This is a genomic window from Lelliottia sp. WB101 (assembly GCF_003051885.1).
Classification (GTDB): domain Bacteria; phylum Pseudomonadota; class Gammaproteobacteria; order Enterobacterales; family Enterobacteriaceae; genus Enterobacter; species Enterobacter nimipressuralis.
On record NZ_CP028520.1, the window covers coordinates 3,832,365 to 3,858,634 of the forward strand.

General features: G+C 54.4%; 25 protein-coding genes and 2 tRNA genes. 11 read left to right on the forward strand and 16 right to left on the reverse strand.

Features of this window, described 5'->3' with window-relative positions; all coding sequences use genetic code 11:
• Positions 1-85: 85 nt before the first annotated feature.
• Positions 86-1,240 carry a glucans biosynthesis protein MdoC gene (gene mdoC / locus DAI21_RS18630; protein WP_107703888.1) on the forward strand — a complete coding sequence of 385 codons (1,155 nt, stop codon included), beginning with the start codon at positions 86-88 and terminating at the stop codon, positions 1,238-1,240.
• A 30-nt stretch (positions 1,241-1,270) separates the two neighbouring features.
• Here mdoC and DAI21_RS18635 read toward each other — a convergent pair whose 3' ends face one another.
• The 6 genes from DAI21_RS18635 to csgB form a co-directional block, all read right to left on the reverse strand.
• Positions 1,271-2,755 carry a phospholipase D family protein gene (locus DAI21_RS18635; protein WP_198520758.1) on the reverse strand — a complete coding sequence of 495 codons (1,485 nt, stop codon included), beginning with the start codon at positions 2,753-2,755 and terminating at the stop codon, positions 1,271-1,273.
• The gene (gene ymdB / locus DAI21_RS18640; RefSeq protein WP_100780626.1) at positions 2,691-3,233 is read right to left on the reverse strand and encodes an O-acetyl-ADP-ribose deacetylase; all 543 of its coding nucleotides are present in this window, start codon (positions 3,231-3,233) and stop codon (positions 2,691-2,693) included. Before ymdB ends, DAI21_RS18635 begins: the two co-directional genes overlap by 65 nt.
• Before the next feature lie 108 nt (positions 3,234-3,341).
• The gene (locus DAI21_RS18645; protein ID WP_102105557.1) at positions 3,342-3,662 is read right to left on the reverse strand and encodes a type 1 fimbrial protein; all 321 of its coding nucleotides are present in this window, start codon (positions 3,660-3,662) and stop codon (positions 3,342-3,344) included.
• A gap of 114 nt (positions 3,663-3,776) precedes the next feature.
• Entirely contained in the window at positions 3,777-4,100 is a 324-nt protein-coding gene (gene csgC, locus DAI21_RS18650) for a curli assembly chaperone CsgC (protein WP_100780628.1), read from the reverse strand.
• 60 nt (positions 4,101-4,160) lie between these two features.
• The gene (gene csgA / locus DAI21_RS18655) at positions 4,161-4,613 is read right to left on the reverse strand and encodes a curli major subunit CsgA (protein ID WP_100780629.1); all 453 of its coding nucleotides are present in this window, start codon (positions 4,611-4,613) and stop codon (positions 4,161-4,163) included.
• A 40-nt stretch (positions 4,614-4,653) separates the two neighbouring features.
• Entirely contained in the window at positions 4,654-5,109 is a 456-nt protein-coding gene (gene csgB, locus DAI21_RS18660) for a curli minor subunit CsgB (RefSeq protein ID WP_107703889.1), read from the reverse strand.
• 746 nt (positions 5,110-5,855) lie between these two features.
• Between csgB and csgD the strand changes: the two genes are divergently transcribed.
• The 4 genes from csgD to csgG are packed head-to-tail and all read left to right on the forward strand — an operon-like array spanning position 5,856 to position 8,201.
• Positions 5,856-6,506, forward strand: a complete 651-nt coding sequence (gene csgD / locus DAI21_RS18665; protein ID WP_100780631.1) for a biofilm master transcriptional regulator CsgD — start codon at positions 5,856-5,858, stop codon at positions 6,504-6,506.
• 4 nt (positions 6,507-6,510) lie between these two features.
• Positions 6,511-6,900 (forward strand): curli production assembly/transport protein CsgE, encoded by a 390-nt coding sequence (csgE, locus tag DAI21_RS18670; RefSeq protein WP_100780632.1) that lies wholly within the window; start codon positions 6,511-6,513, stop codon positions 6,898-6,900.
• 24 nt (positions 6,901-6,924) lie between these two features.
• On the forward strand, positions 6,925-7,341 hold the full coding sequence (csgF, locus tag DAI21_RS18675) for a curli production assembly/transport protein CsgF (protein WP_100780633.1): 417 nt from the start codon (positions 6,925-6,927) through the stop codon (positions 7,339-7,341).
• 26 nt (positions 7,342-7,367) lie between these two features.
• The gene (csgG, locus tag DAI21_RS18680) at positions 7,368-8,201 is read left to right on the forward strand and encodes a curli production assembly/transport protein CsgG (protein WP_100780634.1); all 834 of its coding nucleotides are present in this window, start codon (positions 7,368-7,370) and stop codon (positions 8,199-8,201) included.
• A gap of 45 nt (positions 8,202-8,246) precedes the next feature.
• Here csgG and DAI21_RS18685 read toward each other — a convergent pair whose 3' ends face one another.
• The 4 genes from DAI21_RS18685 to ghrA form a co-directional block, all read right to left on the reverse strand.
• Complete coding sequence (locus tag DAI21_RS18685) at positions 8,247-8,732, reverse strand: DUF1097 domain-containing protein (protein ID WP_234419501.1); 486 nt, start codon at positions 8,730-8,732, stop codon at positions 8,247-8,249.
• Between the two features lie 96 nt (positions 8,733-8,828).
• Positions 8,829-9,383: a molecular chaperone gene (locus tag DAI21_RS18690; protein ID WP_107703891.1), complete on the reverse strand. Its 555-nt coding sequence runs from the start codon at positions 9,381-9,383 to the stop codon at positions 8,829-8,831.
• A 20-nt stretch (positions 9,384-9,403) separates the two neighbouring features.
• Positions 9,404-10,141, reverse strand: coding sequence for a phosphatase (locus DAI21_RS18695; protein ID WP_100780637.1), 738 nt, complete (start codon positions 10,139-10,141; stop codon positions 9,404-9,406).
• 85 nt (positions 10,142-10,226) lie between these two features.
• A complete protein-coding gene (gene ghrA / locus DAI21_RS18700; protein ID WP_107703892.1) occupies positions 10,227-11,165 on the reverse strand; it encodes a glyoxylate/hydroxypyruvate reductase GhrA in 939 nt (312 codons plus the stop codon).
• A gap of 232 nt (positions 11,166-11,397) precedes the next feature.
• Between ghrA and DAI21_RS18705 the strand changes: the two genes are divergently transcribed.
• Positions 11,398-11,485 (forward strand) — tRNA-Ser (locus DAI21_RS18705).
• A gap of 57 nt (positions 11,486-11,542) precedes the next feature.
• Here DAI21_RS18705 and DAI21_RS18710 read toward each other — a convergent pair.
• Positions 11,543-12,448: a LysR family transcriptional regulator gene (locus tag DAI21_RS18710; protein WP_107703893.1), complete on the reverse strand. Its 906-nt coding sequence runs from the start codon at positions 12,446-12,448 to the stop codon at positions 11,543-11,545.
• 111 nt (positions 12,449-12,559) lie between these two features.
• On the opposite strand from DAI21_RS18710, the gene DAI21_RS18715 reads away from it, so the two are divergent.
• Together DAI21_RS18715 and DAI21_RS18720 are read left to right on the forward strand one after the other, a co-directional pair.
• Positions 12,560-13,420, forward strand: a complete 861-nt coding sequence (locus DAI21_RS18715; protein WP_107703894.1) for a pirin family protein — start codon at positions 12,560-12,562, stop codon at positions 13,418-13,420.
• Between the two features lie 131 nt (positions 13,421-13,551).
• A tRNA-Ser gene (locus DAI21_RS18720) sits at positions 13,552-13,639 on the forward strand.
• A 107-nt stretch (positions 13,640-13,746) separates the two neighbouring features.
• Here DAI21_RS18720 and phoH read toward each other — a convergent pair.
• From phoH to efeU, 4 genes are all read right to left on the reverse strand, one after another.
• Positions 13,747-14,538, reverse strand: a complete 792-nt coding sequence (phoH, locus tag DAI21_RS18725) for a phosphate starvation-inducible protein PhoH (protein ID WP_174348619.1) — start codon at positions 14,536-14,538, stop codon at positions 13,747-13,749.
• 498 nt (positions 14,539-15,036) lie between these two features.
• Positions 15,037-16,320: an iron uptake transporter deferrochelatase/peroxidase subunit gene (efeB, locus tag DAI21_RS18730; RefSeq protein WP_107703895.1), complete on the reverse strand. Its 1,284-nt coding sequence runs from the start codon at positions 16,318-16,320 to the stop codon at positions 15,037-15,039.
• Between the two features lie 5 nt (positions 16,321-16,325).
• Positions 16,326-17,453 carry an iron uptake system protein EfeO gene (gene efeO, locus DAI21_RS18735; protein ID WP_107703896.1) on the reverse strand — a complete coding sequence of 376 codons (1,128 nt, stop codon included), beginning with the start codon at positions 17,451-17,453 and terminating at the stop codon, positions 16,326-16,328.
• A 44-nt stretch (positions 17,454-17,497) separates the two neighbouring features.
• On the reverse strand, positions 17,498-18,331 hold the full coding sequence (gene efeU, locus DAI21_RS18740; RefSeq protein ID WP_100780644.1) for an iron uptake transporter permease EfeU: 834 nt from the start codon (positions 18,329-18,331) through the stop codon (positions 17,498-17,500).
• Between the two features lie 251 nt (positions 18,332-18,582).
• On the opposite strand from efeU, the gene DAI21_RS18750 reads away from it, so the two are divergent.
• Positions 18,583-19,767 carry a NupC/NupG family nucleoside CNT transporter gene (locus DAI21_RS18750; RefSeq protein WP_107703897.1) on the forward strand — a complete coding sequence of 395 codons (1,185 nt, stop codon included), beginning with the start codon at positions 18,583-18,585 and terminating at the stop codon, positions 19,765-19,767.
• Positions 19,768-19,858: 91 nt separating this feature from the next.
• Entirely contained in the window at positions 19,859-20,278 is a 420-nt protein-coding gene (locus DAI21_RS18755) for a DUF3574 domain-containing protein (RefSeq protein WP_107703898.1), read from the forward strand.
• A gap of 58 nt (positions 20,279-20,336) precedes the next feature.
• Here the strand turns inward: DAI21_RS18755 and putP are convergent, their stop codons facing one another.
• Complete coding sequence (gene putP, locus DAI21_RS18760) at positions 20,337-21,845, reverse strand: sodium/proline symporter PutP (protein WP_100780647.1); 1,509 nt, start codon at positions 21,843-21,845, stop codon at positions 20,337-20,339.
• 424 nt (positions 21,846-22,269) lie between these two features.
• Between putP and putA the strand changes: the two genes are divergently transcribed.
• Positions 22,270-26,232 (forward strand): trifunctional transcriptional regulator/proline dehydrogenase/L-glutamate gamma-semialdehyde dehydrogenase, encoded by a 3,963-nt coding sequence (gene putA, locus DAI21_RS18765; protein ID WP_107703899.1) that lies wholly within the window; start codon positions 22,270-22,272, stop codon positions 26,230-26,232.
• Positions 26,233-26,270 lie beyond the last annotated feature (38 nt).

Genomic DNA, 26,270 nt, shown 5'->3' on the forward strand with positions numbered 1-26,270 from the left:
TCGGTCTTGGTGTAGGGTTGGCTTCGAATGTAACCACTATTAGCCTTATGGATAAGGCGAAAAGTCTGAGAATGCACAAAGTTATATGACCACTGTACCTGTACAACGTGAATATTTCCTCGACTCGATCCGGGCATGGCTGATGCTATTGGGGATCCCATTTCACATCTCACTGATTTACTCCAGCCACACCTGGCACGTTAACAGTATAGAGCCCTCATGGTGGCTGACACTGTTTAACGATTTTATTCACTCCTTCCGCATGCAGGTGTTCTTCGTCATTTCCGGCTATTTCTCCTACATGCTGTTTTTGCGCTATCCGATGAAGCGCTGGTGGAAAGTGCGCGTCGAGCGCGTCGGCATTCCGATGCTGACCGCCATCCCGCTGCTGACACTGCCCCAGTTCATCATGTTGCAGTACGTAAAAGGCAAAGCGGAAAACTGGCAAAACCTGTCGCTCTATGAAAAATACAACACCCTGGTCTGGGAGCTGGTTTCGCACCTGTGGTTCCTGCTGGTGCTGGTGGTGATGACGACCGTGAGCCTGTGGATTTTCAGCAAGTTGCGCCGCCATCTTAGCCGGCATCACGAATCGCATTTCCCCCACCTCACCTATGGCAAGCTCTCCCTGCACTTCCTGGTGCTGGGTATCGCTTATGGCGCGATTCGCCGTATTCTGTTTATGGTTTATCCGCCAGTACTGAGCGATGGGCTGTTTAACTTCGTCGTGATGCAAACCCTGTTCTACATCCCCTTCTTTATGCTGGGTGCGCTGGCGTTCATCTCACCGAAGCTCAAAGCGCTGTTCACCACGCCATCGCCATGGTGCGCCGTCGGTTCAGCCCTCGCCTTTGCGGCCTATCTGCTCAATCAGCGTTATGGGAGTGGCGATGCGTGGATGTATGAAACAGAAAGCGTGATTACGATGCTGCTGGGGCTGTGGATGGTGAACGTGGTGTTTGCGCTGGGGCATCGCCTGCTGAACTTCAAATCCGCGCGGGTGACCTATTTCGTCAACGCGTCGCTGTTTATCTACCTGGTTCACCACCCGCTGACGCTCTTTTTTGGTGCATATATCACCCCGCACATTCGTTCTAACGCATTAGGCTTTTTCACCGGTCTGGTGTTTGTGGTGGGGATTGCCATCCTGCTGTACGAAATTCATCTGCGAATTCCCCTGCTGCGTTTCCTGTTTTCCGGTAAACCGCAAAACAAAGCGGAGAGCGTCAAAGCCGCTTAACGCCCCTGTCGCGCCGGGCTTCCGGCGCGTCTACAGCAGCCACTCCACCGGCAGCCACCAGGCGAGCCGCACCAGCACCCGCTGCCAGAAGCGCGTTTTCGGCTCTTTCTTGAGCACAATCTCCTCGCCCTCTTTTTGCTCCACCCAGTTTAAACGCCCGAATTTATCCAGCCGGATTTGCCACGCCTCATGCTGACGGCTTTTCAGAAAACGTCGGTGGATCAGGCGCGCCAAGGTTTCGCTTTCAATGACAAACCCCATTTCGGTGTTAAGCATCGTCGAGCGCGGATCAAAATTCAGCGAGCCGATAAACACTTTTTCGTTATCAATGCTGAAGGTTTTAGCATGTAAGCTGGAGCCGGAATTCCCCGTCAGGCCGCGATCCCGAAGGCCTGGGACAAAATCCTGCGTCGGTTTCAGCTCGTAGAGTTCAATCCCATGACGCAGCAGTTTTTTGCGCCAGCGGGCATATCCCGCATGCACCACCGCCACGTCGTTTGCCGCCAGCGAATTGGTAAGAATCGCGATTTTGACGCCCTTGCGCACCATTTGCAGCAGTAGCGCCACGCCGGCGCGTGTCGGGACAAAATAGGAAGAGATAATATCGATCTGCTCAACCGGCGAGCCCATAACATCCAGCAGACGCTGTGGCAGCAGGGAATGGCGCTTCGCCCGTCCTAGCCCCTTACGCGGATCATCGCTGAGCAGACGGGTTTTCGCCCAGATAAGCGGCAGATTGCGCGCTTCAAGCCGGGTGATGAACTGGCTGGACTCGAGTTTATCCAGGTACCGCTGGGTAATGTCATTCTGATACCACTCTTCCGGCGGATGGAGACGCATTTCAATCTCCTCCTCCGACAGCTCAAGCACCTGCTTCAGGGGCGAGACGCAGGCGCTGTTCCAGTAGCGTTCGAAATCGTCCGTGACATCCGCCACCACAGGCCCGATGGCCATCACATCCAGATCGGAAAAGAGCGGCGCCTCCCCTGCCCCAAAATAGGCATCCCCGACATTTCGGCCCCCCACAATGGTTGCTTCACCGTCGACGGTGAAACTTTTATTGTGCATTCGGCGGTTAAGTCGGGCGAAATCAGTGAGATAACCCAGCGCCCGCAGGGTGCGGAAAGAGAAAGGGTTAAACAGCCGGACGTCGATATTGGGATGGGAATCGAGCAAGCGCAGGATAGCATCCAGTCCCTGCGTATTGTTGTCGTCAAGCAAGAGCCTGACCCGCACGCCGCGCGATGCCGCAGCGAGTAGCACGGAAAACAGCAGACGCCCCGACATATCGTCTTCCCAGATGTAGTACTGCACATCCAGCGTCTTCTCGGCCATTTCTGCAAGCCTGTAGCGACAGGCAAACGCGTCCAGGCTGTCATCCAGAGGAAGCAGCCCACACATCCCCGGATGTTCGGCATTGACGGGCGCGATAGCACGCCCGAGTCGCGTGTTATGCGTCGAGATCCTCTCCTCGCTGGGTAAGGAGTCGTTGGTAAAGTCGGGCATTTTCGTCATCATAGCAAACAAAGTATACCCGTTCCGGTAACGGCTTGCGGGTGAGATAGTCTGAAACCGTCGTCACCGCGATGGCCGCCGCAGCAGCCTTGGGAAAACCGTAGACACCGGTGCTGATCGCCGGGAAGGCGATAGTTTGATAGCCATTGGCGGCCGCCAGGCGCAGACAATTCAGATAGGCATCTTCCAGGCTTCGCGCCTCATGATGCTCTCCGCCCTGCCAGATCGGGCCTACCGCATGAATAACTGCTTTGGCAGGCAGATCGCCTGCAATCGTAATCACCGCATGTCCTGGCGCTAACTCACCCTGCTGCTGACGAACAATTTTACAGGCTTCCAGCAGCTGTGGCCCGGCGGCACGATGAATGGCACCATCGACGCCGCCACCGCCCATCAGCGAAGGATTGGCGGCATTGACAATGACATCAACGTGCTGCGTGGTGATGTCCCCGAGGACAACTTCAATGTGCGGTCTCATATCTAACCCTCTACTACCGATCTCTTTGTTAAGTGTATAGCAGCGGTCAGTTGGGAAGAAGTAATTGATAAGAAAAGCCCTCCGGTCGGGAAACGGGAGGGCTTTGTTTTAGCGATAGCTGACTTGCAAAACAGCCAGCGTTTTTTCCGGATTGATATATTTCATACTTACCGTGGCGACATCTGGGTAAGGGTTGTGTCCCCGCAGGGCATCACCGTAACTTACCTGGGTGGTTTGCACGCGTCCTTCGTGCGGGCATGACAGCGCAAACTGATTATTGTGTGGTGAAATCTCACAGGGGTCTTCCACAATTGCCCCGCGAAAATGAATCACACCGCCGTTAACCGTTGTCGCAGCTAATGCTGGAGTCAGTGCCGATAAAACAACAATACCTGCTGAAATAATACTTTTTACTATGGACGCTGCCATGGTTGGCTCCTCAATGAGAAATCATCCTTGAGGGGTCACGCATTCCTTATTCAAATCATAGAAACATTCATTGGGAACCGCCAAATTATCCAATATATTGATTTCGTGAATATTTCATTCAGAACCCGGCCATTGTTGCGATAAATGAAGCGATTGCCCGTCAGAGACATTAACGACAATTCTCACGGAATCTTTAGGGTTAATATTCAGACTCAGACGGGTTAAATCGATCGGTTGATTCGCGGGAATAGAGAGGGTGCTGCGCTGGCTAGACGTACTTTGACCCCCAAGCCCTTCCCGAGAAGAAATAATTTGCACCTGACACACGCAGGGTTCAGTCAAAATAACCTGAGGAATGATGGTGGTCATATCCCCGTCGTGGGTGGTTTTAAAGGTGATCTGGCTCGAGAGCGCAGCAAGGAGTAATAAGGTGTGCATGATAAACTCCCGAAAAAAAACAGGGCAAATGCCCTGTTTTTTTGTAGTACAGATTCGAAATTAATACTGATGCGCAGTTGCGTTGTTGCCGAAGCCAACCTGATGCACAGTTACAGTTGACCCGGAAGCGGTCTGGTCCACTGCCGCGCCGTTGCCGCCGCCGAACTGTTTAACACTGATGGTGGAGTCTTTACTGTTCCACTGATCGAGGGTTGCGCTGTTACCAAAGCCTTTCTGCAGCAGGTCAATGGAACTGTCATCAGAACCTTGTCCTACATCAGCACCGTTACCGCCGCCGTGCTGAGTAATCGTCAGGTCAGAATTTTTAGCGTCAGTTTGCAAGGCAACAGCTGAGTTGCCGCCACCGTACTGGTAAATGCTCAGAGTTGAGTTCGGGCCGCTATTACCGCCACCCCAACCACCACCGCCGCCGCCATATTGTGGAACCGCACCAGCCAGAGCACTGCCAGAAACTACGATTGCTGCAATTGCTGCCACTTTGAAAAGTTTCATGGTAAACCCCCATCGGATTGATTTAAGTCGTCGTAAATAGTCAGCGTTGGATAACGCGAATTGCCATTTGCGACTGTCTCTGTACTACAACTGCTGTTTTTTGCGTACCATACTGGGTAATATTCGCTTTGTTACCCGAGCCTTTCTGGATAATCATCGCGGTATTACCAAAAGCCCCTTGCTTAATACTCGCATCATTACCGTTACCGGACTGATCGATATAAGCGAGGTTATAAGTCCCTGATTGATCAACTTTCGCTCGGTTGTTCCCGCCATCCTGAGAAACAACGGACAGTAATTTAGAACCGCCCTGGCGAACGTCAGCATTATTACCTGAACCTTGTTGACCAATAATGGCTGCCTGATTATATGAAGACTTGCTTAATTCATTAATCGCGAAGTTATATTCCGAGACTGCCAAATCCGGATCTGCCGCGATCGCTAACCCAGGCGCACCCAGTAATGTAAACATCATAAATAACGTTCTGTTTTTCATGTTGTCACCTGGACCTGGTAATAAATAAATGGCTTGGTGTTAACGCGATTCGTTTTTTGTTAACGCCGCGTTACGATGAAGAGTATGTCTACCGAAACAATTTAAATATCTCACCCGCGAGTGTTATTTTTATTTAATGGGTCACCTCAAAGTATTAATTAATGCCAAAATTACCAGTCAGCAGCGTAAGTTAGTTTTTTAAATATTATTTTGACAGCCTGTTTGCGCTTCGTTAAGGAAGCGCTTATCGCCCCCGTCGCGTCTGCCCTTCGCGCTTCGTCGACAACATTCCGCGACACCTCTGTCACAAGACGTACGATTTCTTAAGAGCTTTCTGTTAGCATGCAAAGTCTTAGAATTTTCATCTCTCTCATACCTGCAACAACCAAATACAAAATAATCAATTGATATTAAAATCAACTGATTGCAATAATTTGTATGATTTTTAAAATGTGTGCAGCATTATTATCATGTACAACTTTTTTATCATTACTGAACTTTTTAAATGCCTTAAATTCACAAATTAATATTGATTTTTACATTCTGTTACACCATTAACACTTGATTTAAAAATCGTAATAGCTAGATTGAAATCAGCAGTACGAATTATTTTTAATATTTACCTCCTCCTGGAGGTTATGGTCTGATTCTACACACAGCAGTGCAACATCTGTCAGTACTTCTGGTGTCCCCCGAATATATCGGGGGACAGCTGCCAGGTGTTATAAAAAAAGTGGGGTTTCATCATGTTTAATGAAGTCCATAGTTTACATGGTCATACATTACTGTTGATCACAAAGCCTTCTTTACAAGCGACAGCCTTATTACAACATTTGAAGCAGTCTCTGTCACTGAACGGGAAATTGCACAATATTCAACGTTCTTATGATGATATTGCTCCTGGCAGCATCATTCTCTTCGATATGATGGAAGCTGATAAAAAGCTTATCCATTACTGGCAGGATAACTTAAGCAGGAAAAACAATAATATCCGCGTGTTATTATTGAATACACCTGATGAGTATCCTTTCCGGGATATTGAAAGCTGGCCGCATATCAACGGCGTCTTTTACGTCACTGAAGACGAGACGCGTGTGGTGGAAGGGTTACAGGGTATTTTGCGTGGAGAGTGTTACTTTTCACAAAAACTGGCCAGCTACCTCATCACTCACTCCGGAAATTATCGCTATAACAGTTCAGAGTCGGCTTTGCTGACGCATCGCGAAAAAGAGATTCTGAATAAATTACGCATTGGTTCTTCAAATATTGAAATCGCCCGTTCGTTATTTATCAGCGAAAATACAGTGAAGACACATCTCTATAATCTTTTCAAGAAGATAGCTGTTAAAAACAGGACTCAGGCTGTTTCATGGGCAAACGATAACCTCAGGCGTTAATAACATGAAACGCACGTCGAGTTGGATCGCGGCAGTCGGCTTTCTGCTCGCTGCCGGAAATCTTCACGCTGTTGAAGTGGAAGTGCCCGGATTATTAACTGACCACACCGTCTCATCTATCGGCCACGATTTTTATCGGGCATTTAGCGACAAATGGGAAAGTGATTATCCAGGCAACTTAACAATCAATGAGCGACCCAGTGCTCGATGGGGAAGCTGGATCACCATAACGGTTAATCAGGACGTGGTGTACCAGACATTTTTATTCCCAACGAAAAGAGACTTTGACAAAAACATCAGTTTTGCACTGGCACAAACTGAAGAAGCGGTAAATCGTCTGCAAATCGATAAGGCTCTGCTGAGCACTGGCGATTTAGCAAAAGATGAATTCTAGCGATATTAATCTCCGGAGGCTGTAATGCGTCTCGCACACACAGTGATTTCGTTAATGCTGATTGCACCGTTAAGCTGGGCCGGGAATATGACTTTCCAGTTCCGTAACCCAAATTTTGGTGGCAATCCAAATAACGGGGCTTTTATGCTCAATGAAGCCCAGGCCCAAAACTCCTATAAAGACCCTAGCTATGACGATGACTTTGGTATTGAAACACCGTCTGCACTGGATAACTTCACTCAGGCTATTCAGTCGCAAATATTAGGTGGCTTGCTCACGAATATTAATACCGGCAAACCTGGCCGCATGGTGACCAACGATTTTATTGTCGATATTGCCAATAAAGACGGGCAACTGCAGCTGAATGTGACCGACCGAAAAACGGGCAAAACGTCCACCATTCAGGTATCGGGTCTCGCAACCGATTCAACTGATTTTTAAACAACCACGAAATAAGGACAACAATCATGCAGCGCTTACTGATTCTTGTTGCAGTGTGCTTATTGAGCGGTTGTTTAACTGCTCCACCTAAAGAAGCCGCTAAACCCACGCTGATGCCCCGGGCGCAAAGCTATCGCGACCTGACGCATCTGCCGGCGCCAACCGGTAAGATATTTGTCTCGGTTTATAATATTCAGGATGAAACGGGCCAGTTCAAACCGTATCCGGCAAGTAACTTCTCGACGGCTGTTCCACAAAGTGCCACCGCCATGCTGGTGACTGCGCTCAAGGATTCACGCTGGTTTATTCCTCTGGAACGCCAGGGGCTGCAAAACCTGCTGAACGAACGCAAAATCATTCGTGCGGCTCAGGAAAACGGCACCGTTGAGGTTAATAACCGCGTACCGTTGCAGTCGCTGGTTGCCGCGAACGTCATGGTTGAAGGCTCGATTATCGGCTACGAAAGTAACGTGAAATCGGGCGGTGTCGGGGCGCGTTATTTCGGTATCGGGGCGGACACGCAGTACCAGCTCGACCAGATTGCCGTCAACCTGCGCGTGGTTAACGTGAGCACCGGTGAAGTGCTGTCATCGGTCACCACCAGCAAAACGATTCTCTCCTATGAAGTTCAGGCCGGTGTCTTCCGCTTCATCGACTACCAGCGTCTGCTGGAAGGTGAAATCGGCTACACCTCGAATGAACCGGTGATGATGTGTCTGATGTCGGCCATCGAAACAGGGGTTATTTTCCTGATTAACGACGGGATCGATCGCGGACTGTGGGATCTGCAGAATAAAAATGACGTGAAAAATGAGGTTCTGGTGAAATACCGCGAAATGTCGGTGCCTCCAGAATCCTGATACAGAAAGCACAACGAAAAAGCGAGGCGCTAAGGCCTCGCTTTTTTATTTGCTCAATACCGTGCCGTTCTCCTGCGCCCGCTCTCGCCGGGCCGCCAGCCACAATCCGCTGTTTTTCATCGCGTAGCCAAACACCAGTCCCAGAAGGAGCGACGGAATAATCATTTTCCAGTCGCCCTGCCCGGCAAAGGTCGCGCATGCGCCAATGAAAGTTCCAGGAACAAAAGAGAGCAGCAGGTGTTTTGCCTGAATGCACATCAAAAAAGCCACTACGCCAGTCATCATATAGCCGACGATCTCAAGATGCGGCGCAAGCGCGCTGCCGTGCATGATAATCAATGCCCAGACAACGCCGCTCATCATGGTGCAGCCCGAGATAAACAGCCCTTTCAGTCCGCCCTGCGGACAGGCGAAGTAGGCGGTACAGCCGAGGAAACCCGCCCAGCTGAGCAGTCCCAAAGACACGGCAACCCATCCCCAGATTCCGGAGAGCATCCCTGTCGTAATGGCAATGGAAAGTAATATATTCATGGCGCGCATCTTATCAGATACGCGCCAGTGAAATGAGATCACGAGCACATTTTGTTCAAATCAAAATGTATCGTTACATTGAATATGTGATTCAAATCACTCTTCGTTCTCTTCCTGTAATTCGTCCCACATGGCGGAGATCGCTTCACGGGTCAGCGGTGCCATGGTGCGCCAGAAAGGAGATGTGGCGTGGGCTTCAATCTTACCGAGGAAAGCACCGCACCAGGGGAGAATGTAATCGCCAAACAGCGTTTCCAGAGCTTCACTTTCATCTTCACCGGCGTGATCTTCAATCCAGGAGGCCGCCAGCAGCAGCGTGCCGATATGGTCGGCAGGCGCATCGCTCAGGGGCATACCGCGCTCGGAAAGGAACGCGCGCACTTCAGATTCCGTCGCCCCCTCTTCCCAGGAAGAGCGATACGGAGAAACGCGCCCCTCTTCGCCCACTAACAGGGCGTTATAATCCGCCGAAATCTGCTGCATATCGCAGCTCTTTTGCAGGCGTTGCAGTAGCTCGTCCTGCTCCAGCGGCCAGTTTTCCGCAAGCTTACCTTCGCGAATCAGCGTAAAGAGCGGAACCAGCAGCGGATCTTGCGGCTGGCGATAGTACAAGGTGCCCAGTACGCGGCAAAGGATTGAAAACTCGTTCATTTATTTATTCCATGACTGTATTAAAGTTCAGCAAATTCAGCGATCGGTGGCATGCCACGCGATTCGAGGAAATCCAGCATCCGACGCGGGGTAACGTTAAGAATACGCTCTTCCGGGAACCCGACTTCATCTAACACTTTCCGGCACTCGCCAAATTCCCCCAGCGTAAAAGCGGTGTGGGAATCAGAGCCCAGCGCCACCATTCCGCCAGCATCTCGCACCGCCGCCGCCACTGCGCGACAGTTGGCTTCGCTGCCAATGCGCGAATGGGTAAAGGAGGAGTTATTGATTTCCAGCGCCACGCGGTGTTTTGCCGCCGCCTGGGCGACCGCCTGAATGTCGATTGGGAATTTCGGGTTGCCAGGGTGGCTGATGATGTGGACGTTGCCGCTGGCAATCGTCGCGATCATCGCCTGGGTGTGGGTTTCTTTATCCTGAGGAGCAAACACCGGTTCATGAAAACCGGCGATAATCAGATCCAGAGAGGTCAGCATCGGGCCAGTACAGTCGATCTCGCCGTCCGTGTTTTTAATGTTCGCCTCGATGCCGCGCAGTATCCCGACGCCATCCACCAGACGAGGCCAGATGCGCATATTTACAAAGTGCCAGTAGTGCGGCGCATCAGCCATATCCGGGCCGTGATCGGTGATCGCAAAAAGCGTAATCCCTCTCAGTTTGGCTTGCGCGATGTAGTCATGAAGGGTGCTGTACGCGTGGGTGCTGGCGACGGTGTGCATATGCAGGTCTACGGGATACATCTCTCTCTCCTCTGATGTTTTACCCCAAGGATAGCAGGTATACCCGGCGAATATCAGCAAAAACCCGGCAAAAGCCGGGTTGCGGTTAGTAGCCTCGCTGCCTGTCGACCTGTCCGGTCGCGGCTTTCCCCTGCTCCAGCAGCGCTATCGTGCGGGCGATGTAATCCACGGCTTCTGCCGGGCGGGTGACTGCGGCAATATGCGGCGTCATCGCCACGCGCGGATGCGCCCACAGCGGGCTCTCTTCCGGCAACGGTTCGCGGCTGTAGACATCCAGCATCGCCCCTTTCAGCTTACCGCTGTCGAGCGCTTTAAGCAGATCCGCCTCCACCAGATGCACGCCGCGCGCCAGGTTCATCACATAGCTTTGATCCGGCAGTTGGTTCAGCAGATCCTGATTGATAATCCCGACCGTCTCTGCCGTATTTGGCAGCAGGTTGATCAGCACGCGCGTCCCTTTCAGGAAGGCCGGCAGTTCGTCATGACCGGCAAAGCTCTCCACGCCAGGATAGGTCTTGCGCGTGCGGCTCCAGCAGCGCAGCGGGAATCCCCACGGCGCGAGGCCTTCCGCCACTTTTGATCCCAGCACGCCCGCACCCAGCAGGCCGACGGTAAAATCTTCGCGCTGATAATCGGCTAACGGTTCCCAGCGCGATTGTTGCTTCAGCGCCTGATAGTCGTCAAAACGGCGGAACCAGTGCAGAACCTGGCTCACCGCGTATTCCTGCATTTGCTGGCCCATACCGGTATCTTCGAGGCGGAACAGGGGAATATGTTCTGGCAACATTTCCGGATGCGCTTTTAATTTGCTCAGGATGGAATCCACGCCCGCGCCGAGGGCGAAGACCGCTTTCAGATTGCGCCCCTGCAACATCTCCACCGGCGGATGCCAGACGAGCGCATAATCCGCATGTTCGTTATCGCCCCGCTTCCATTCACGCACGCGCGCGCCCGGAATGGCTGTCGACAGCGCCTTAATCCAGTAAGGGGTATCAAACGTCGGGTGGTAAAAGATGATATCCATAAATGACTCCTGCTTTTTATTGCGATGTTTTATATGTGTTTTCAAGAGGATTATCAGGATAACAAATATTGCGCAGGGTGTGTTGATGATAAAAAAAGCGCTTTCAGCACATTCAGGAATCACATTGCTGAAACTTTATCTAAACACGCCAAATAACTGAAAAAGTTGATTGACGGCGATGCCCCTTTTACTTACATTAGCGCCCGTCCCAGCAACAACGGGATGACAATACGGTGAGGTGTCCGAGTGGCTGAAGGAGCACGCCTGGAAAGTGTGTATACGGCAACGTATCGAGGGTTCGAACCCCTCTCTCACCGCCATATTTGAAGAAGAGCTCGCATGAAAATGCGGGCTTTTTTTTCGTCTGTCGTTTGGGTCTACTCCTCGACAATCCGCGCGTATTCTTCGGCCAGAAAATCCACCAGCGTGCGCACAGAAGGCAATAGCCCGCGCCGCGAAGGATACACTGCGTGAATGACTTCCCGCTGCGGCTCCCACTCGCTCAGTACCCTGACCAGCTCACCGCGCGCCAGCTGCTCCTTCACCATTAAAACAGGCAACTGGACCACGCCGACGCCAGCCGATGCCGCTTCGCGCAGCGCCAGCATATCGGAGGTGATATAACGCGGCGTAAAGTGGATCTCCGCCTTCGCGCCCGCAGGCCCGGTCAGCGCCCATTTGTGAACCTGCTTGCCCGCCCCCATGCTCAGTCCGGGCCACTGGCTGAGTTCAGCAGGCGCTGTCGGTGTACCCAGCCGTTCAATCAGCTGCGGGCTCGCCACCAGACAGTGACCGCGATCGGCGAGCACACGCAGGACCAGATCGCTATCGTCAAAGGGCCGTGGCCTTACGCGAATCGCCACATCAATCCCCTCCGCCACCACATCCACACGCCGGTTGGTGGCTTCCAGCTGCAGATTCACGCCCGGATAGCGGACCATAAATCGCGCCAGCATCGGGCCAATATGGACATGCAGCAGCGTTACCGGACAGGTTATGCGCACCATTCCGCGCGGCTCTGCCTGTAGAGCGGCAACGGCCTCCTGCGCCGCCTCGGCTTCTACCAGCATCGCTTTGCAGTGCTGATAAAAGGTATGGCCGATGTCGGTGACGGTAAACTGCCGCGTGGTGCGCTGTATTAATCGCACGCCCAGCCGCTCTTCAAGCTGCGCAATTCGACGGCTGAGGCGGGATTTCGGTAAATCACAGGCCCGCCCTGCCGCGGCAAATCCGCCGTGGTCCACCACTTTTACAAACCACGCAAAATCATTCAGATCCTGCATTTCGCCTCCATCGTCCTGTTTATGGAACAGTGAGTATTAATTTAACACTCTACCGGGTTATTAATGTCGAATATAAGCTAATACACATCAACCGAACAGCAGGAGAAAAACATGAAACAGGTTACTGGCGTCTATACCGCACCGCGTCCCCACTGGGTGGGCGACGGTTTCCCGGTACGCTCAATGTTCTCTTACCAGACTCACGGCGAAGCCCTCAGCCCTTTCCTGCTGCTGGACTATGCAGGCCCGCACGTCTTCCCCGGCGACGGCGTGAAACGCGGTGTGGATGAGCATCCCCATCGCGGCTTTGAAACGGTGACCATTGTCTACTCCGGCGACGTGGAGCATCGCGATTCAACCGGTAAAGGTGGCGTGATTGGTCCGGGCGATGTGCAATGGATGACCGCCGGTGCGGGCATTTTGCATGAAGAGTTTCACGCCGATGCTTTCTCGCGCCAGGGCGGTGAGCTGAAGATGATGCAGCTGTGGGTCAACCTTCCGGCGAAGCACAAAATGGCCACACCGGGCTACCAGAGCATCACCAAAGCGGCGATCCCGGTCGTGGCGCTGCCCGATAACAGCGGCGAGCTGCGGGTGATTGCCGGTCAGTATGGCGATACACAAGGTCCGGCGCACACCTTCTCGCCCCTGAACGTGTGGGACATTGCCCTGCATCAGGGCGGCCATCTGAGCCTGAACCAGCCGGATGGCTGGAGCACAGCGCTGGTGGTGGTCGAAGGCAGTATCACAGTGAATGGCACCACCGAAGCCGGTGAAGCCCAGCTGGTGGTGCTGAGCCAGAGCGGAGATAAACTGCACCTTGAGGCCACCCGTGACGCAAAAGTGCTGCTGATGTCCGGCGAGCCGTTAAACGAGCCGATTGTCGGTTACGGTCCGTTCGTGATGAACACCAAAACCGAAATCGCAGAGGCGATCGGTGATTTTAATTCCGGTCGTTTTGGTCAGATGTGAGCGTAAACCGGCAGAGGTGATTATTGCTTAACCGAACAGCCACTCGGGCATAAAATTTGCTTGACCGTTTTAACGCAACTCCCTATAGTAGCGCCCCGTTGCCCCCGAGAGGTCAGGCAGCGAAACAATACGGTGAGGTGTCCGAGTGGCTGAAGGAGCACGCCTGGAAAGTGTGTATACGGCAACGTATCGAGGGTTCGAACCCCTCTCTCACCGCCATATTTAGAGAAGAGCTCGCATGAAAATGCGGGCTTTTTTTTCGTCTGTCGTTTGGGTTCCCCAGAAAGCAAAGCCCGGTTTCCCGGGCTTTGTCATCAGCAGCAAATTCAGTCGTAGGCAAGCAGTGCGCGCTGGCACAGAACCGAGCGTACGCAATCATCTTTGTTGAAACGCACCACCCCAACCATGTCATCTTCCACAAAACGTGCCAGCGCATCGCTCAGGCCCGATTTGACACCCGACGGCAGGTCGCACTGGGTGATATCGCCGTTGACGATAACGGTCACGTTTTCCCCGAGGCGCGTTAAAAACATCTTCATTTGCGCTGCGGTCACGTTCTGAGCCTCGTCGAGAATAACGACCGCATTTTCAAATGTACGTCCGCGCATATAGGCGAACGGCGCGATTTCCACCTTACCAATCTCTGGTCGCAGGCAGTACTGCATAAAAGAAGCCCCCAGGCGTTTCACCAGCACGTCATAGACAGGCCGGAAATACGGGGCAAACTTCTCTGACATATCGCCGGGCAAGAAGCCGAGATCTTCATCGGCCTGCAATACCGGACGGGTGACGATAATTCTGTCCACATCCTTATGAATCAGAGCCTCCGCCGCCTTGGCAGCACTTATCCACGTTTTCCCGCATCCGGCTTCACCGGTTGCGAAGATCAGCTGTTTACTCTCGATAGCATTCAGGTAGTGCGCCTGAGCTTCATTGCGGGCGGCAATTGGGGAGTTATCACGGCTGTCTCGCGCCATGCCAATTGCTTCTACGCCGCCACTCATCTGCACAAGCGAGGTGACCGACTCTTCTTCACGCTGTTTATGGCTACGTGAATCCCGTCTCAGCACACGTTTTGCTTCGCGACGAGCTTTGATCACTGCTTTTTGTCTTCCCATGGATAGCACCTTGAGTTGTTGGTATTCATCACACGCGCCGTTGGCAGCGCGATTATGCGCACGAACATCTGAGGTTTGGCTTCCTTGTAAGCCCTTGCTTGCCTTTTGGAATGACGATGCAAAACGGCTACGCGCACCGTTCTGCACGCCGGATAAGTTCTTTTGAGGTATTGGGGAGGAGAATTTTGTGGTGAAGAAATCGCTGCCGGAGTCAGAGCCTCCGCGCCGGGTGCTGCGGTTGTTATGTTTAACTTGTCCAGTACAGGACCCAACCATTCGCGATCTCCATAGTGAATCGTTATCACTGCCGGGAACTACCGCTGTCTTATATTAAGTACATCAGGATTTATCACAAATGCAACATCTTTTTTACCTGAACGCAACTTTTTCAGACTCGCCCTGCAGCTGAGTTCAGTCTCATACAGAAATATGACAGAAATATAACAGTGAGGGTCATAGGAAAAAATAATCTCCCCGCGCGGGTGGCGGGGAGAATAATCAGGCTTCGATCAGCCCTTGCGCGAGATACGCGGTGTTATCGCGCACGCCCGGCAGAGCAAAGAAATAGCCGCCGCCGATGGGTTTTATGTACTCTTCCAGCGCCTCGCCGTTTAACCGCTTCTGCACGGTTAAAAAGCCCTTCTCCAGATCGTGCTGATAGCAGACAAACAGCAGGCCCATATCCAGCTGCCCGGAGTTGGTCACGCCCAGCGAATAGCTGTAACCACGACGCATCATCAGGCTGGACTCGGTTTCCGGCGTTCGCGGGTTCGCCAGACGAATATGGCTGTCGAGCGCGATGGTATCGCCGTCCGGATCGTTTGCGTAATCCGGCACATCGTGTTCGTTTTTCATGCCCAGCGGCGCACCGCTCTGCTTGTCACGACCGAAAATGGTTTGCTGCTCTTTCAGCGGCGTGCGATCCCAGAACTCCACGTGGAACTGGATAATACGCACCGCCTGATAAGTGCCGCCCACCGCCCACGCCGGTTCGCCCTGATCCGCCGTGGTCCAGACCACGTTTTTCATCAGCGCCGCATCGCGGCTGTCCGGGTTGGCCGTTCCGTCTTTAAAGCCGAGCAGGTTGACCGGCGTCTCTTTTCCCTGGCTGCGCGCCGCGTGATCGGAGATAAACCCTTCCCGCTTCCAGCGCACGCTGAGCAGATCCGGCGTGTGCTTGATGATATCGCGCAGGGCGTGGATCACCGTATCCTGGGTGTTAGCGCAGATCTGGATCAGCAGATCGCCATGACAGAGCGCGGCATCGAGAGAATCATTCGGAAAACGCGTCATCTTTTGCAGCGTTTTCGGTTTCTGTTTCTCAAGCCCGTAGCGGCCGTCAAACAGCGACTCGCCAACGGAAACCGTGACCGTCAGATTATCCGGGGCGATAAACGGCCCCAGAATACCCGAATCCATCGGCGGCATCCGCGGATTCGGCGTTTCCGGCGCCGGGCCGCCTGCCGTCAGAAACGCAATTCGCTTCGTCAGCAAACGGAACAGACGTTCCAGATCCGCTTTATCGCTCGCCAGCGAATCAAACGCCACCACCATCATCGCCGCCTGCTGTGGCGTCAGGATCCCGGCCTGATGTTCGCCGTAGAACGGCTGCGTCTCCATGCGCGCATTCGGGGAGAGGGTTCCCGGCGCGCTTTGCGGTTTGGCCGCATGCGCCACCGGGCAACCCCCCGCCAGAGCGAGCGCGCCGCCAAGCGCCCCCACCCCTTTTAACAATCGACGGCGCGACGGTTCTGCGACGTCGATTTCGTGATGTTTACTCATAATGCTTAGTCCAGACCCAGTACGCCACGCAGCTGTGCCAGATCTTCCGCCAGCGTCGTGATTGGCCCTTTCAGCGCATTCCGGTCGGCGTCCGTCAATTTGTCGTAAGTCTCATACCCGTCTTTGGTACGGTACTTCGCCAGAATGGTATTCACTTTCTTGAAGTTGGCATCCACTTTCGCCAGCAGTTCGCTGTTGTCTTTCTGCAGCTGCGGACGCAGCAGGTCAACAATCTTCTGCGCACCGTCAACGTTCGCCTGGAAGTCCCACAGGTCGGTGTGGCTGTAACGATCTTCTTCGCCACTGATTTTGCTGGCCGCCACTTCTTCAATCAGGCCAGCCGCGCCGCCCACCACTTTTGACGGCGGGAAAGCCAGCTCGCTAATGCGTTTTTGCAGATCCAGCACGTCGGTATTCAGCTGCTCCGCGTACTTCTCCATCCCTTTGGTGGAGTTGTCGCCAAACAGCGCTTTCTCTAGACGGTGGAAGCCGGTGAATTTCGGATCGGCGGCTTTCTGCTCGTAATCATCTTCACGGGCGTCGATGCTGCCGTCGAGGTCAGAGAACAGCTCGGCAATCGGTTCGATACGCTCGTAGTGCTGGCGCGTTGGCGCGTACAGAGATTTGGCTTTCTCGATATCACCCACTTTTACCGCGTCGGTAAAGGCTTTGGTACCGGCAACCAGGTCTGCGGTCTCTTTGGTCACGTAAGCTTTATAGGCGGTGATCGCCTCGCCCAGACTCAGCAGCGCTTCGCCTTTCGCCGCATCCGCCGTGGCTTCGCCTTTGACGATCAGCTTGCCTTTCGGGTTGGTCAGCAGGCCGCAGGTCATGTCATATTCGCCCGGCTGCAGGTTAGCCGTCATTTTCTGGGTAAAGCCTGGCGCGATGTTTTCACGCTCTTCCACCACCATCACGCCTTTGAGGATTTCCCACTCCAGCGCCTTCTGGCTATGGTTCTGAATGATAAACTGGGTTTTACCGCTGTTGACCGTGATGGTCATCGGCTCACACTGTTTATCGTTCACGGTGACTTTCACCTGAGGAACATCTGCCGCGCCCGCTGAGAATGCATACGCAAACAGCGCTGCCACACCTGCCTGTAATGCAGTACGTCGAAATTGAATTGCCATGACCCTTTCCTTTCTAAAAGTATGTATAAACAACACGAAGCACTTCAGGGCGCAGTACGCGACGGCTGAGTACTGGGGCGTGATGGCATAAAGAACAGCACCAGCGCCGGAATGAGATAGATGAAATACATCGCCACTTCGCTGACGCTCGGCGTTTCCTGATAGCCGAAGATGCCTTCGAGCAGGGTACCGGTCAGAGAGTGGGTGGAGAGCGTATTACTGAAATCGAACGCAACATCCTGGAAGTGGTTCCACAGGCCCGCCTCGTGGAAGGCGCGAATCGCCCCTGCTGCCAGCCCGGCGGCGACCAGCAGAATGAACAGGCTGGTCCATTTGAAGAACGCGCCAAGGTTCAGGCGAATGCCGCCCCAGTAGAGCATGAATCCCAGCACAATCGCGGTGGCGAGACCCAGCATCGCGCCGAGCGGCGGCCAGATCCCTACGTCCTGCTGGAACGCCGCCAGCAGGAAGAAGACTGACTCCAGCCCTTCGCGGGCGACGGCGAAAAAGACCATCCCAATCAGCGCCCAGCCGTGGTGGTTGCCCTTTTGCAGCGCGTGATCGACCGCCTGCTCCAGCTGCACTTTGACGTTACGCGAGACTTTGCGCATCCAGAACACCATCCAGGTGAGGATCACCACGGCAATCACCGCCACTATTCCTTCGAACAGCTCCTGCTCTTTTTGCGGGAATTCACCGGTGGTTTCGTTAATCAGGATCCCGAGACCTAAACAGAGTGCGGCGGCGAGAATGACGCCAATCCACATCACACCAATCCAACGGCCGCGCTGGGTGCGCTTCAGGTAGCTGGCAATCAGACTGACAATTAAGGCCGCTTCAAGCCCTTCACGTAACATAATGAGAAATGGAACAAACATGCCGACACCTTAAATGTTTATCGCGGTCAACTGGTGCAAAGAAAGGTAAATAACTGTGATAGTGATTATCATTACGGCAGAAAGAAAAACAAGCGAATTGTGTCAGGTTTTAATGACCAGTTGTAAATCCATCGCCGGTTAATAGTTACGATCGTTACCGTTATGTATATAACTTATAACGTAAATGCCCATTTACGGTTCCCGTGCCCTATGGCTAAATAAGCGCTTCGTTTACCTGCTGAAAATTCAAAATGTATAACTTTGTTCATTTCCTGCTGGCGCTGGTCATTATTCTTGCGCTCGCCTGGCTGGTGAGTTTCGACCGCCGAAAAATTCGTATTCGTTATGTTTTACAGCTTATTGTGATTGAAATTGCGTTGGCGTTCTTTTTCCTGCACGCCGAAAGCGGTCTCTTCGTGATTAAATATGTCTCCGGTTTCTTTGAATCCCTGCTGAAATTTGCCGCGGAGGGCACCAATTTTGTCTTTGGCGGAATGGGTGAAAAAGGGCTGGCGTTCATTTTCCTCGGCGTGTTGTGTCCGATTATCTTTATTTCTGCCCTGATCGGTATTCTTCAGCACTGGCGAATTCTGCCGATTTTTATTCGTCTGATCGGCACCCAGCTGTCAAAACTGAATGGCATGGGCAAGCTGGAATCCTTTAACGCCGTCAGCTCACTGATTCTCGGCCAGTCGGAAAACTTCATTGCTTACAAAGGGGTGCTCGGCGATCTCTCGTCTCGTCGCCTGTTCACCATGGCGGCGACGGCGATGTCCACCGTTTCCTTGTCGATCGTCGGCGCTTATATGACCATGCTTGATGCGAAATTCGTGGTCGCGGCGCTGATCCTCAATATGTTCAGCACCTTTATTATTCTGTCGGTCATTAACCCGGCAAGCCCGGAAGCCGAGCCGGAAATCAAACTGGAAAAACTGCACGAATCCCAGAGCTTCTTTGAGATGCTGGGCGAGTATATTCTGGCCGGTTTTAAAGTGGCGATGATTATTCTGGCGATGCTGATTGGCTTTATTGCCCTTATTAGCGCCGTCAACGCCCTCTTCTCCAGCCTGTTTGGAATGAGCTTCCAGCAGATCCTCGGCTATGTGTTTTATCCGCTGGCGTGGCTGGTGGGCATTCCCCTGAGTGATGCGCTGAACGCGGGCAGTATTATGGCGACCAAACTGGTGGCGAATGAATTTGTGGCGATGATTGAGCTGCAAAAAATTGCCGGTCAAATGACACCGCGCGGGCTGGGCATTCTCTCTATCTTCCTGGTGTCGTTCGCCAACTTTGCCTCTATCGGCATCGTGGCCGGGGCGATCAAAGGGCTGAACGAGAAACAAGGCAACGTGGTATCTCGCTTTGGTCTGCGTCTGGTGTATGGCGCAACGCTGGTGAGCTTGCTGTCGGCAAGTTTTGCGGGGCTGGTGCTTTAACACCGTTTGTCGAACAGATGATATGCAGGCCGGGTCAGCGTTAGCGCCACCCGGCTTTTTCTTGCAATAATAACAATGAGGATAGCGAACAATGACCATCAAAACAGGGCTTATGGTTGCCGCACTTTTCATGCTGGCCGGCTGCAACGCCCCCTCGCATACGGCTCCTGACGCCACCTGCAAAGTGGATAACCAGATGCAGCAAACCACGCTCTATTTCGGTCTGAATCGTCCGGCGGGTGCCGCCATCAGCGGGCAGGAGTGGCAGCAGTTTGTCGATCAGGACGTGACGCCGCGTTTTCGCGATGGCTTAACGGTGTTTGATGCGCGCGGACAATGGCTGGGCAATGACGGGAAAGTGGCGCGTGAGCCAAGCAAAGCGTTGATGCTGATCCACGGGAAAGATGCTCAGAGCGAGAGCAATATCGAAGCATTACGCGGAATCTACAAATCCCGGTTTGCGCAGGAGTCGGTGATGCGCGTTGATCAACCGGTCTGCGTGCAGTTCTGACAGAAAAAAAAGCCGGGCGGCGATGACGCCTTACCCGGCTTTGAAAACCTGTTTATGCTTATTCAGGCTGTAACTTTACCGGCGGTGCCGTGTGGTAATGCGCATCCGCTTCGGCAAAACGTTCCTGCATAGCCGCCGACGGCGCTTTACCCAGCAGGCTGAACACCACAATCCCGATGCTGCCGAAGATAAAGCCTGGAATGATTTCATACAGGCCCAGCCACGCGAACTGTTTCCAGACGATAACCGTCACCGCACCGATGATCATCCCCGCCAGCGCGCCGTTTCGGGTCATACGTGACCAGAGTACCGAGAACAGCACCACCGGACCAAAGGCCGCACCGAAGCCCGCCCAGGCGTAGCTCACCAGGCCCAGCACGCGGTTTTCCGGGTTTGCAGCCAGCGCGATAGAGACCAGCGCCACCGCCAGCACCATAAAGCGTCCGACCCACACCAGCTCTTTCTGGCTCGCGCCTTTACGCAGGAAGGCCTTATACAGATCTTCTGTGATAGCACTTGAGCAGACCAGCAGCTGACAGCTCAGGGTCGACATCACCGCCGCCAGAATCGCCGACAGTAAAATCCCGGCAATCCACGGGTTAAACAGAATCTGCGCCAGCTCGATAAACACGCGCTCGGCGTTCTGGTTCACCGCCCCCGCCTGCGCCGGGTTGTTATTGAAGTACGCAATGCCGAAGAAGCCGACCGCGACCGCACCCGCCAGGCACAGGATCATCCACGTCATACTGATACGACGCGCATGCACGATGCTGTGGTGAGAATCCGCCGCCATGAAACGCGCCAGAATGTGCGGCTGGCCGAAGTAGCCCAGGCCCCAGCCCATCAGTGAGATGATGGCCACGAAGTTCAGCCCTTTGAGCATATCGATGTTTTCAATGCTCTTTTGCTTGATCACTTCCAGCGAATCGCCAAACCCGCCGACGGTAATAATCACAATCACCGGGGTCAGGATCAGGGCGAAAATCATCAGGCTCGCCTGCACGGTATCCGTCCAGCTCACGGCCAGGAAGCCACCGACGAAGGTGTAAAGGATGGTGGCTGCAGCACCGGCCCACAGTGCGGTTTCATAGCTCATGCCGAAAGTGCTTTCGAACAGACGAGCCCCGGCGACAATCCCGGACGCACAGTAGATGGTGAAGAACAGCAGGATCACCAGCGCGGAGATAATACGCAGCACGCGGCTTTTATCTTCGAAACGGCTGGTGAAATAGTCCGGAAGCGTCAGCGCGTTGTTGTTCACTTCGGTGTGAACACGCAAACGCCCGGCCACCAGTTTCCAGTTAATCCATGCCCCGATACACAGGCCGATGGCAATCCAGCTTTCGGAAATCCCGGAGATGAAAATCGCGCCCGGTAACCCCATCAGCAGCCAGCCGCTCATGTCGGAAGCGCCCGCTGACAGCGCGGTCACGAAGGGCCCTAAACTCCGCCCACCTAAAATATAGTCGTCAAAGTTTTTGGTCGAACGCCATGCAATAAACCCTATCAGGATCATGCCAAAAATATAAACGAGAAATGTCACCAGCATCGGTGTGCTAATAGCCATTTAAAATCTCCAAAAATATCGAGCGACAGCCGTCCGGGCTGCCTTATTATTCGATTATCGGAACGTGATAATCATGAGTGTATTTCGGTTGGGCGCGCGTATCCTGCCGTAAGCGCTCCACATGCACAAATGATTTAACACTGCATTTACATCAAATTCATCCCTGGATTTATAGGTCTTTCGTATAGGTTGCACTCGCTCACGCTTTTACGGGTTGCACCTTTTAAAAGTGTTAAGTGCCGCATAAAAACGGGCTTCAGACGCAGACTCTCATCGTATTTACCAGCTTACTTATCGTTAACAATCCATTCATTTTTCAGCTTGCAGTCCAGGTCACATTTAACACGGTTGCACAAAGTTGCAACATGGTGGATATTTCACGCTAACGAACGAACATCACTAAAGATCAACAGGAGTTACTGGCATGGGCATGACCACCATGGGGGTTAAGCTGGATGACGCGACCCGCGAACGGATTAAGAGCGCTGCAACCCGCATTGACCGCACGCCGCACTGGCTGATTAAACAGGCCATTTTTAATTATCTGGAACGTCTGGAAAACGAAGACGACTTACCGGAACTGCCTGCCCTGCTGGCGGGTGCCGCCAACGAAAGCGAAGACGCCGCCGCCATCGCCGAAGAGAACCACCAGCCGTTCCTCGACTTTGCCGAGCAGATCCTGCCGCAGTCCGTGAGCCGCGCCGCGATCACCGCCGCGTATCGTCGCGCCGAAACCGACGCCGTGCCGATGCTGCTGGAGCAGGCACGTCTGCCGGAGCCGATTGCGTCCCAGGCGCACAGCCTGGCGTATCAGCTCGCCGACAAACTGCGTAATCAGAAATCTGCCAGTGGTCGCGCCGGTATGGTGCAGGGACTGCTGCAGGAGTTCTCCCTCTCCTCGCTGGAAGGCGTGGCGCTGATGTGCCTCGCGGAAGCGCTGCTGCGTATTCCGGACAAAGCCACGCGCGATGCATTAATCCGCGACAAAATTAGCAACGGTAACTGGCACTCGCACATTGGCCGCAGCCCGTCGCTGTTCGTCAACGCCGCCACCTGGGGCCTGCTGTTTACCGGTAAACTGGTCTCCACCCATAACGAAGCCAACCTTTCCCGCTCCCTGAACCGCATTATCGGTAAGAGCGGCGAACCGCTGATCCGCAAAGGCGTGGACATGGCGATGCGTCTGATGGGCGAGCAGTTCGTCACCGGTGAAACCATCTCCGAAGCGCTGGCCAACGCCCGCAAGCTGGAAGATAAAGGCTTCCGCTACTCTTACGACATGCTCGGTGAAGCGGCCCTGACCGCCGCCGATGCGCAGGCTTATATGGTCTCGTACCAGCAGGCGATCCACGCGATTGGTAAAGCCTCGAACGGTCGCGGCATTTACGAAGGGCCGGGGATTTCCATCAAGCTCTCCGCCCTCCACCCACGCTACAGCCGCGCTCAGTACGATCGCGTAATGGATGAACTCTACCCGCGCCTGAAATCCCTGACTCTGCTGGCGCGCCAGTACGATATCGGGATTAATATCGATGCCGAAGAGGCCGACCGCCTGGAGATCTCCCTCGATCTGCTGGAAAAACTTTGCTTCGAGCCAGAGCTGGCGGGCTGGAACGGTATCGGCTTCGTCATTCAGGCCTATCAGAAACGCTGCCCGTTTGTGATTGATTATCTGATCGACCTCGCCTCCCGCAGCCGCCGTCGCCTGATGATCCGTCTGGTAAAAGGCGCCTACTGGGACAGCGAAATCAAACGTGCGCAGATGGAGGGGCTGGAAGGCTATCCGGTCTACACCCGTAAGGTCTACACCGACGTTTCTTACCTCGCCTGTGCGAAAAAACTGCTTAACGTGCCGAACCTGATTTACCCGCAGTTCGCCACCCACAACGCCCATACGCTGGCGGCGATCTACAGCCTGGCCGGGCAAAACTACTATCCGGGCCAGTACGAGTTCCAGTGCCTGCACGGCATGGGTGAACCGCTGTACGAACAGGTCACCGGTAAAGTGGCGGAAGGCAAACTGAACCGACCGTGCCGTATCTATGCTCCGGTTGGCACGCACGAAACGCTGCTTGCCTATCTGGTGCGTCGTCTGCTGGAAAACGGCGCGAACACCTCCTTCGTCAACCGTATTGCCGATACCACGCTGCCGCTTGATGAACTGGTTGCCGATCCGGTGCAGGCCGTGGAAAAAATGGCAGCGCAGGAGGGCCAGCTCGGCCTGCCGCATCCGAAAATTGCCCTGCCGCGTGAGCTGTACGGCAGCGATCGCACCAACTCAGCGGGTCTGGATCTGGCGAACGAACACCGTCTGGCATCCCTGTCTTCCGCCCTGCTCAACAGCGCCCTGCAGAAATGGCAGGCGAAGCCGATTCTAGAACAGCCCGTTGACGCAGGCGACATGCAGCCGGTGATCAACCCGGCTGAGCCGAAAGATATCGTCGGTTTTGCCCGCGAAGCCACCGCCCAGGAAGTCGAGCTGGCGCTGGAAAACGCCGTCAACAATGCGCCAATCTGGTTCGCAACGCCGCCGCAGGAGCGTGCCGCGATTCTCGAACGCGCCGCCGTGCTGATGGAAGGCCAAATGCAACAGCTGATTGGCATCCTGGTGCGCGAAGCCGGGAAAACCTTCAGCAACGCCATCGCCGAAGTGCGCGAAGCGGTCGACTTCCTGCACTACTACGCCGGTCAGGTACGCAACGACTTCGATAATGAAACTCACCGCCCGCTGGGTCCGGTAGTCTGTATCAGCCCGTGGAACTTCCCGCTGGCGATCTTTACCGGCCAGATTGCTGCCGCGCTTGCCGCCGGTAACAGCGTGCTGGCGAAACCCGCTGAACAGACGCCGCTAATTGCCGCTCAGGGTATTCAGATCTTGCTCGAAGCCGGTGTTCCGGCAGGCGTGGTACAGCTTCTGCCAGGGCGCGGTGAAAGCGTCGGCGCTCAGCTGACGTCTGACAACCGCGTGCGCGGTGTGATGTTTACCGGTTCCACGGAAGTGGCAACGCTGCTGCAACGCAACATCGCCACCCGTCTCGATCCGCAGGGGCGTCCGACACCGCTGATCGCCGAAACGGGCGGGATGAACGCGATGATCGTCGACTCTTCCGCCCTGACCGAGCAGGTGGTGGTGGACGTGCTGGCCTCGGCCTTCGACAGCGCCGGACAACGTTGCTCCGCCCTGCGCGTGCTTTGCCTGCAGGATGATATCGCCGACCACACGCTGAAAATGCTGCGCGGTGCGATGGCAGAATGCCGGATGGGTAACCCAGGCCGACTGACCACGGACATTGGCCCGGTGATTGACGCCGAAGCCAAAGCCAATATCGAACAGCACATTCAGACGATGCGTGCCAAAGGCCGTCCGGTCTTCCAGGCGGTTCGCGAGAACAGCGAAGACGCCCGCGAATGGAACACCGGTACCTTTATTGCGCCGACGCTGATTGAGCTTTCCAGCTTTGACGAGCTGAAAAAAGAGGTCTTCGGCCCGGTGCTGCACGTGGTGCGCTACAGCCGCAACAACCTCGAGGCGCTGGTCGATCAGATTAACGCCTCCGGCTATGGCCTGACCCTCGGCGTGCATACCCGTATCGACGAAACCATCGCTCAGGTGACGGGCAGCGCGAAAGTCGGCAACCTCTACGTCAACCGCAACATGGTGGGCGCGGTGGTCGGCGTGCAACCGTTCGGCGGCGAAGGCTTGTCCGGCACCGGTCCGAAAGCCGGTGGCCCGCTCTATCTCTATCGTCTGCTGGCGAACCGTCCGGAGAACGCCCTCGGCGTGACCCTGGCGCGTCAGGATGCGGAACGTCCGGTGGATGCGCAGCTGAAAACGCTGCTGACACAGCCGCTGGAGGCGCTGACCAAATGGGCGGAAAAACGCCCTGAACTGCACGCCCTGTGCCAGCAGTATGGCGAACAGGCGCAGGCCGGTACTCAGCGTCTGCTGCCCGGCCCAACCGGCGAGCGCAACACCTGGACGCTGATGCCGCGCGAGCGCGTGCTGTGCATCGCCGACAACGAACAGGACGCGCTGGTCCAGTTGGCTGCCGCTGCGGCAACGGGCTGTGAAGTGCTGTGGCCAGAGGACGGTCTGCACCGCGATCTCGCCAAACAGCTGCCGAAAGAGGTGTCTGCGCGCATCACCTTCGCAAAACCGGACGTGATCACCACGCAGGCCTTCGACGCCGTGATTTACCACGGCGATTCCGATCAGTTGCGTGAGCTGTGCGAGCAGGTAGCAGCGCGCGATGGCGCGATTGTGTCGGTGCAGGGCTTCGCGCGCGGTGAAACCAATTTGCTGCTGGAGCGTCTGTACGTTGAGCACTCTCTTAGCGTCAACACGGCGGCCGCAGGCGGTAACGCCAGCCTGATGACAATCGGCTAATCGTATAGCTACAATGAACCCGTAGGCCGGATAAGCGT

Excerpts from the sequence above, each read along its gene's own strand:
- efeB (WP_107703895.1), bottom strand. The coding sequence starts at position 16,320 with ATGAGTAAACATCACGAAATCGACGTCGCAGAACCGTCGCGCCGTCGA.
- csgE (WP_100780632.1), top strand. The coding sequence starts at position 6,511 with ATGAAACGCACGTCGAGTTGGATCGCGGCAGTCGGCTTTCTGCTCGCT.
- mdoC (WP_107703888.1), top strand. The coding sequence starts at position 86 with ATGACCACTGTACCTGTACAACGTGAATATTTCCTCGACTCGATCCGG.
- DAI21_RS18710 (WP_107703893.1), bottom strand. The coding sequence starts at position 12,448 with ATGCAGGATCTGAATGATTTTGCGTGGTTTGTAAAAGTGGTGGACCAC.
- csgB (WP_107703889.1), bottom strand. The coding sequence starts at position 5,109 with ATGAAAAACAGAACGTTATTTATGATGTTTACATTACTGGGTGCGCCT.
- csgA (WP_100780629.1), bottom strand. The coding sequence starts at position 4,613 with ATGAAACTTTTCAAAGTGGCAGCAATTGCAGCAATCGTAGTTTCTGGC.
- DAI21_RS18695 (WP_100780637.1), bottom strand. The coding sequence starts at position 10,141 with ATGTATCCCGTAGACCTGCATATGCACACCGTCGCCAGCACCCACGCG.
- DAI21_RS18635 (WP_198520758.1), bottom strand. The coding sequence starts at position 2,755 with ATGACGAAAATGCCCGACTTTACCAACGACTCCTTACCCAGCGAGGAG.
- csgC (WP_100780628.1), bottom strand. The coding sequence starts at position 4,100 with ATGCACACCTTATTACTCCTTGCTGCGCTCTCGAGCCAGATCACCTTT.
- csgD (WP_100780631.1), top strand. The coding sequence starts at position 5,856 with ATGTTTAATGAAGTCCATAGTTTACATGGTCATACATTACTGTTGATC.
- DAI21_RS18755 (WP_107703898.1), top strand. The coding sequence starts at position 19,859 with ATGACCATCAAAACAGGGCTTATGGTTGCCGCACTTTTCATGCTGGCC.
- DAI21_RS18690 (WP_107703891.1), bottom strand. The coding sequence starts at position 9,383 with ATGAACGAGTTTTCAATCCTTTGCCGCGTACTGGGCACCTTGTACTAT.
- efeU (WP_100780644.1), bottom strand. The coding sequence starts at position 18,331 with ATGTTTGTTCCATTTCTCATTATGTTACGTGAAGGGCTTGAAGCGGCC.
- csgF (WP_100780633.1), top strand. The coding sequence starts at position 6,925 with ATGCGTCTCGCACACACAGTGATTTCGTTAATGCTGATTGCACCGTTA.
- ymdB (WP_100780626.1), bottom strand. The coding sequence starts at position 3,233 with ATGAGACCGCACATTGAAGTTGTCCTCGGGGACATCACCACGCAGCAC.
- DAI21_RS18645 (WP_102105557.1), bottom strand. The coding sequence starts at position 3,662 with ATGGCAGCGTCCATAGTAAAAAGTATTATTTCAGCAGGTATTGTTGTT.
- DAI21_RS18750 (WP_107703897.1), top strand. The coding sequence starts at position 18,583 with ATGTATAACTTTGTTCATTTCCTGCTGGCGCTGGTCATTATTCTTGCG.
- csgG (WP_100780634.1), top strand. The coding sequence starts at position 7,368 with ATGCAGCGCTTACTGATTCTTGTTGCAGTGTGCTTATTGAGCGGTTGT.
- ghrA (WP_107703892.1), bottom strand. The coding sequence starts at position 11,165 with ATGGATATCATCTTTTACCACCCGACGTTTGATACCCCTTACTGGATT.
- putP (WP_100780647.1), bottom strand. The coding sequence starts at position 21,845 with ATGGCTATTAGCACACCGATGCTGGTGACATTTCTCGTTTATATTTTT.
- DAI21_RS18685 (WP_234419501.1), bottom strand. The coding sequence starts at position 8,732 with ATGAATATATTACTTTCCATTGCCATTACGACAGGGATGCTCTCCGGA.
- phoH (WP_174348619.1), bottom strand. The coding sequence starts at position 14,538 with ATGGGAAGACAAAAAGCAGTGATCAAAGCTCGTCGCGAAGCAAAACGT.
- putA (WP_107703899.1), top strand. The coding sequence starts at position 22,270 with ATGGGCATGACCACCATGGGGGTTAAGCTGGATGACGCGACCCGCGAA.
- DAI21_RS18715 (WP_107703894.1), top strand. The coding sequence starts at position 12,560 with ATGAAACAGGTTACTGGCGTCTATACCGCACCGCGTCCCCACTGGGTG.
- efeO (WP_107703896.1), bottom strand. The coding sequence starts at position 17,453 with ATGGCAATTCAATTTCGACGTACTGCATTACAGGCAGGTGTGGCAGCG.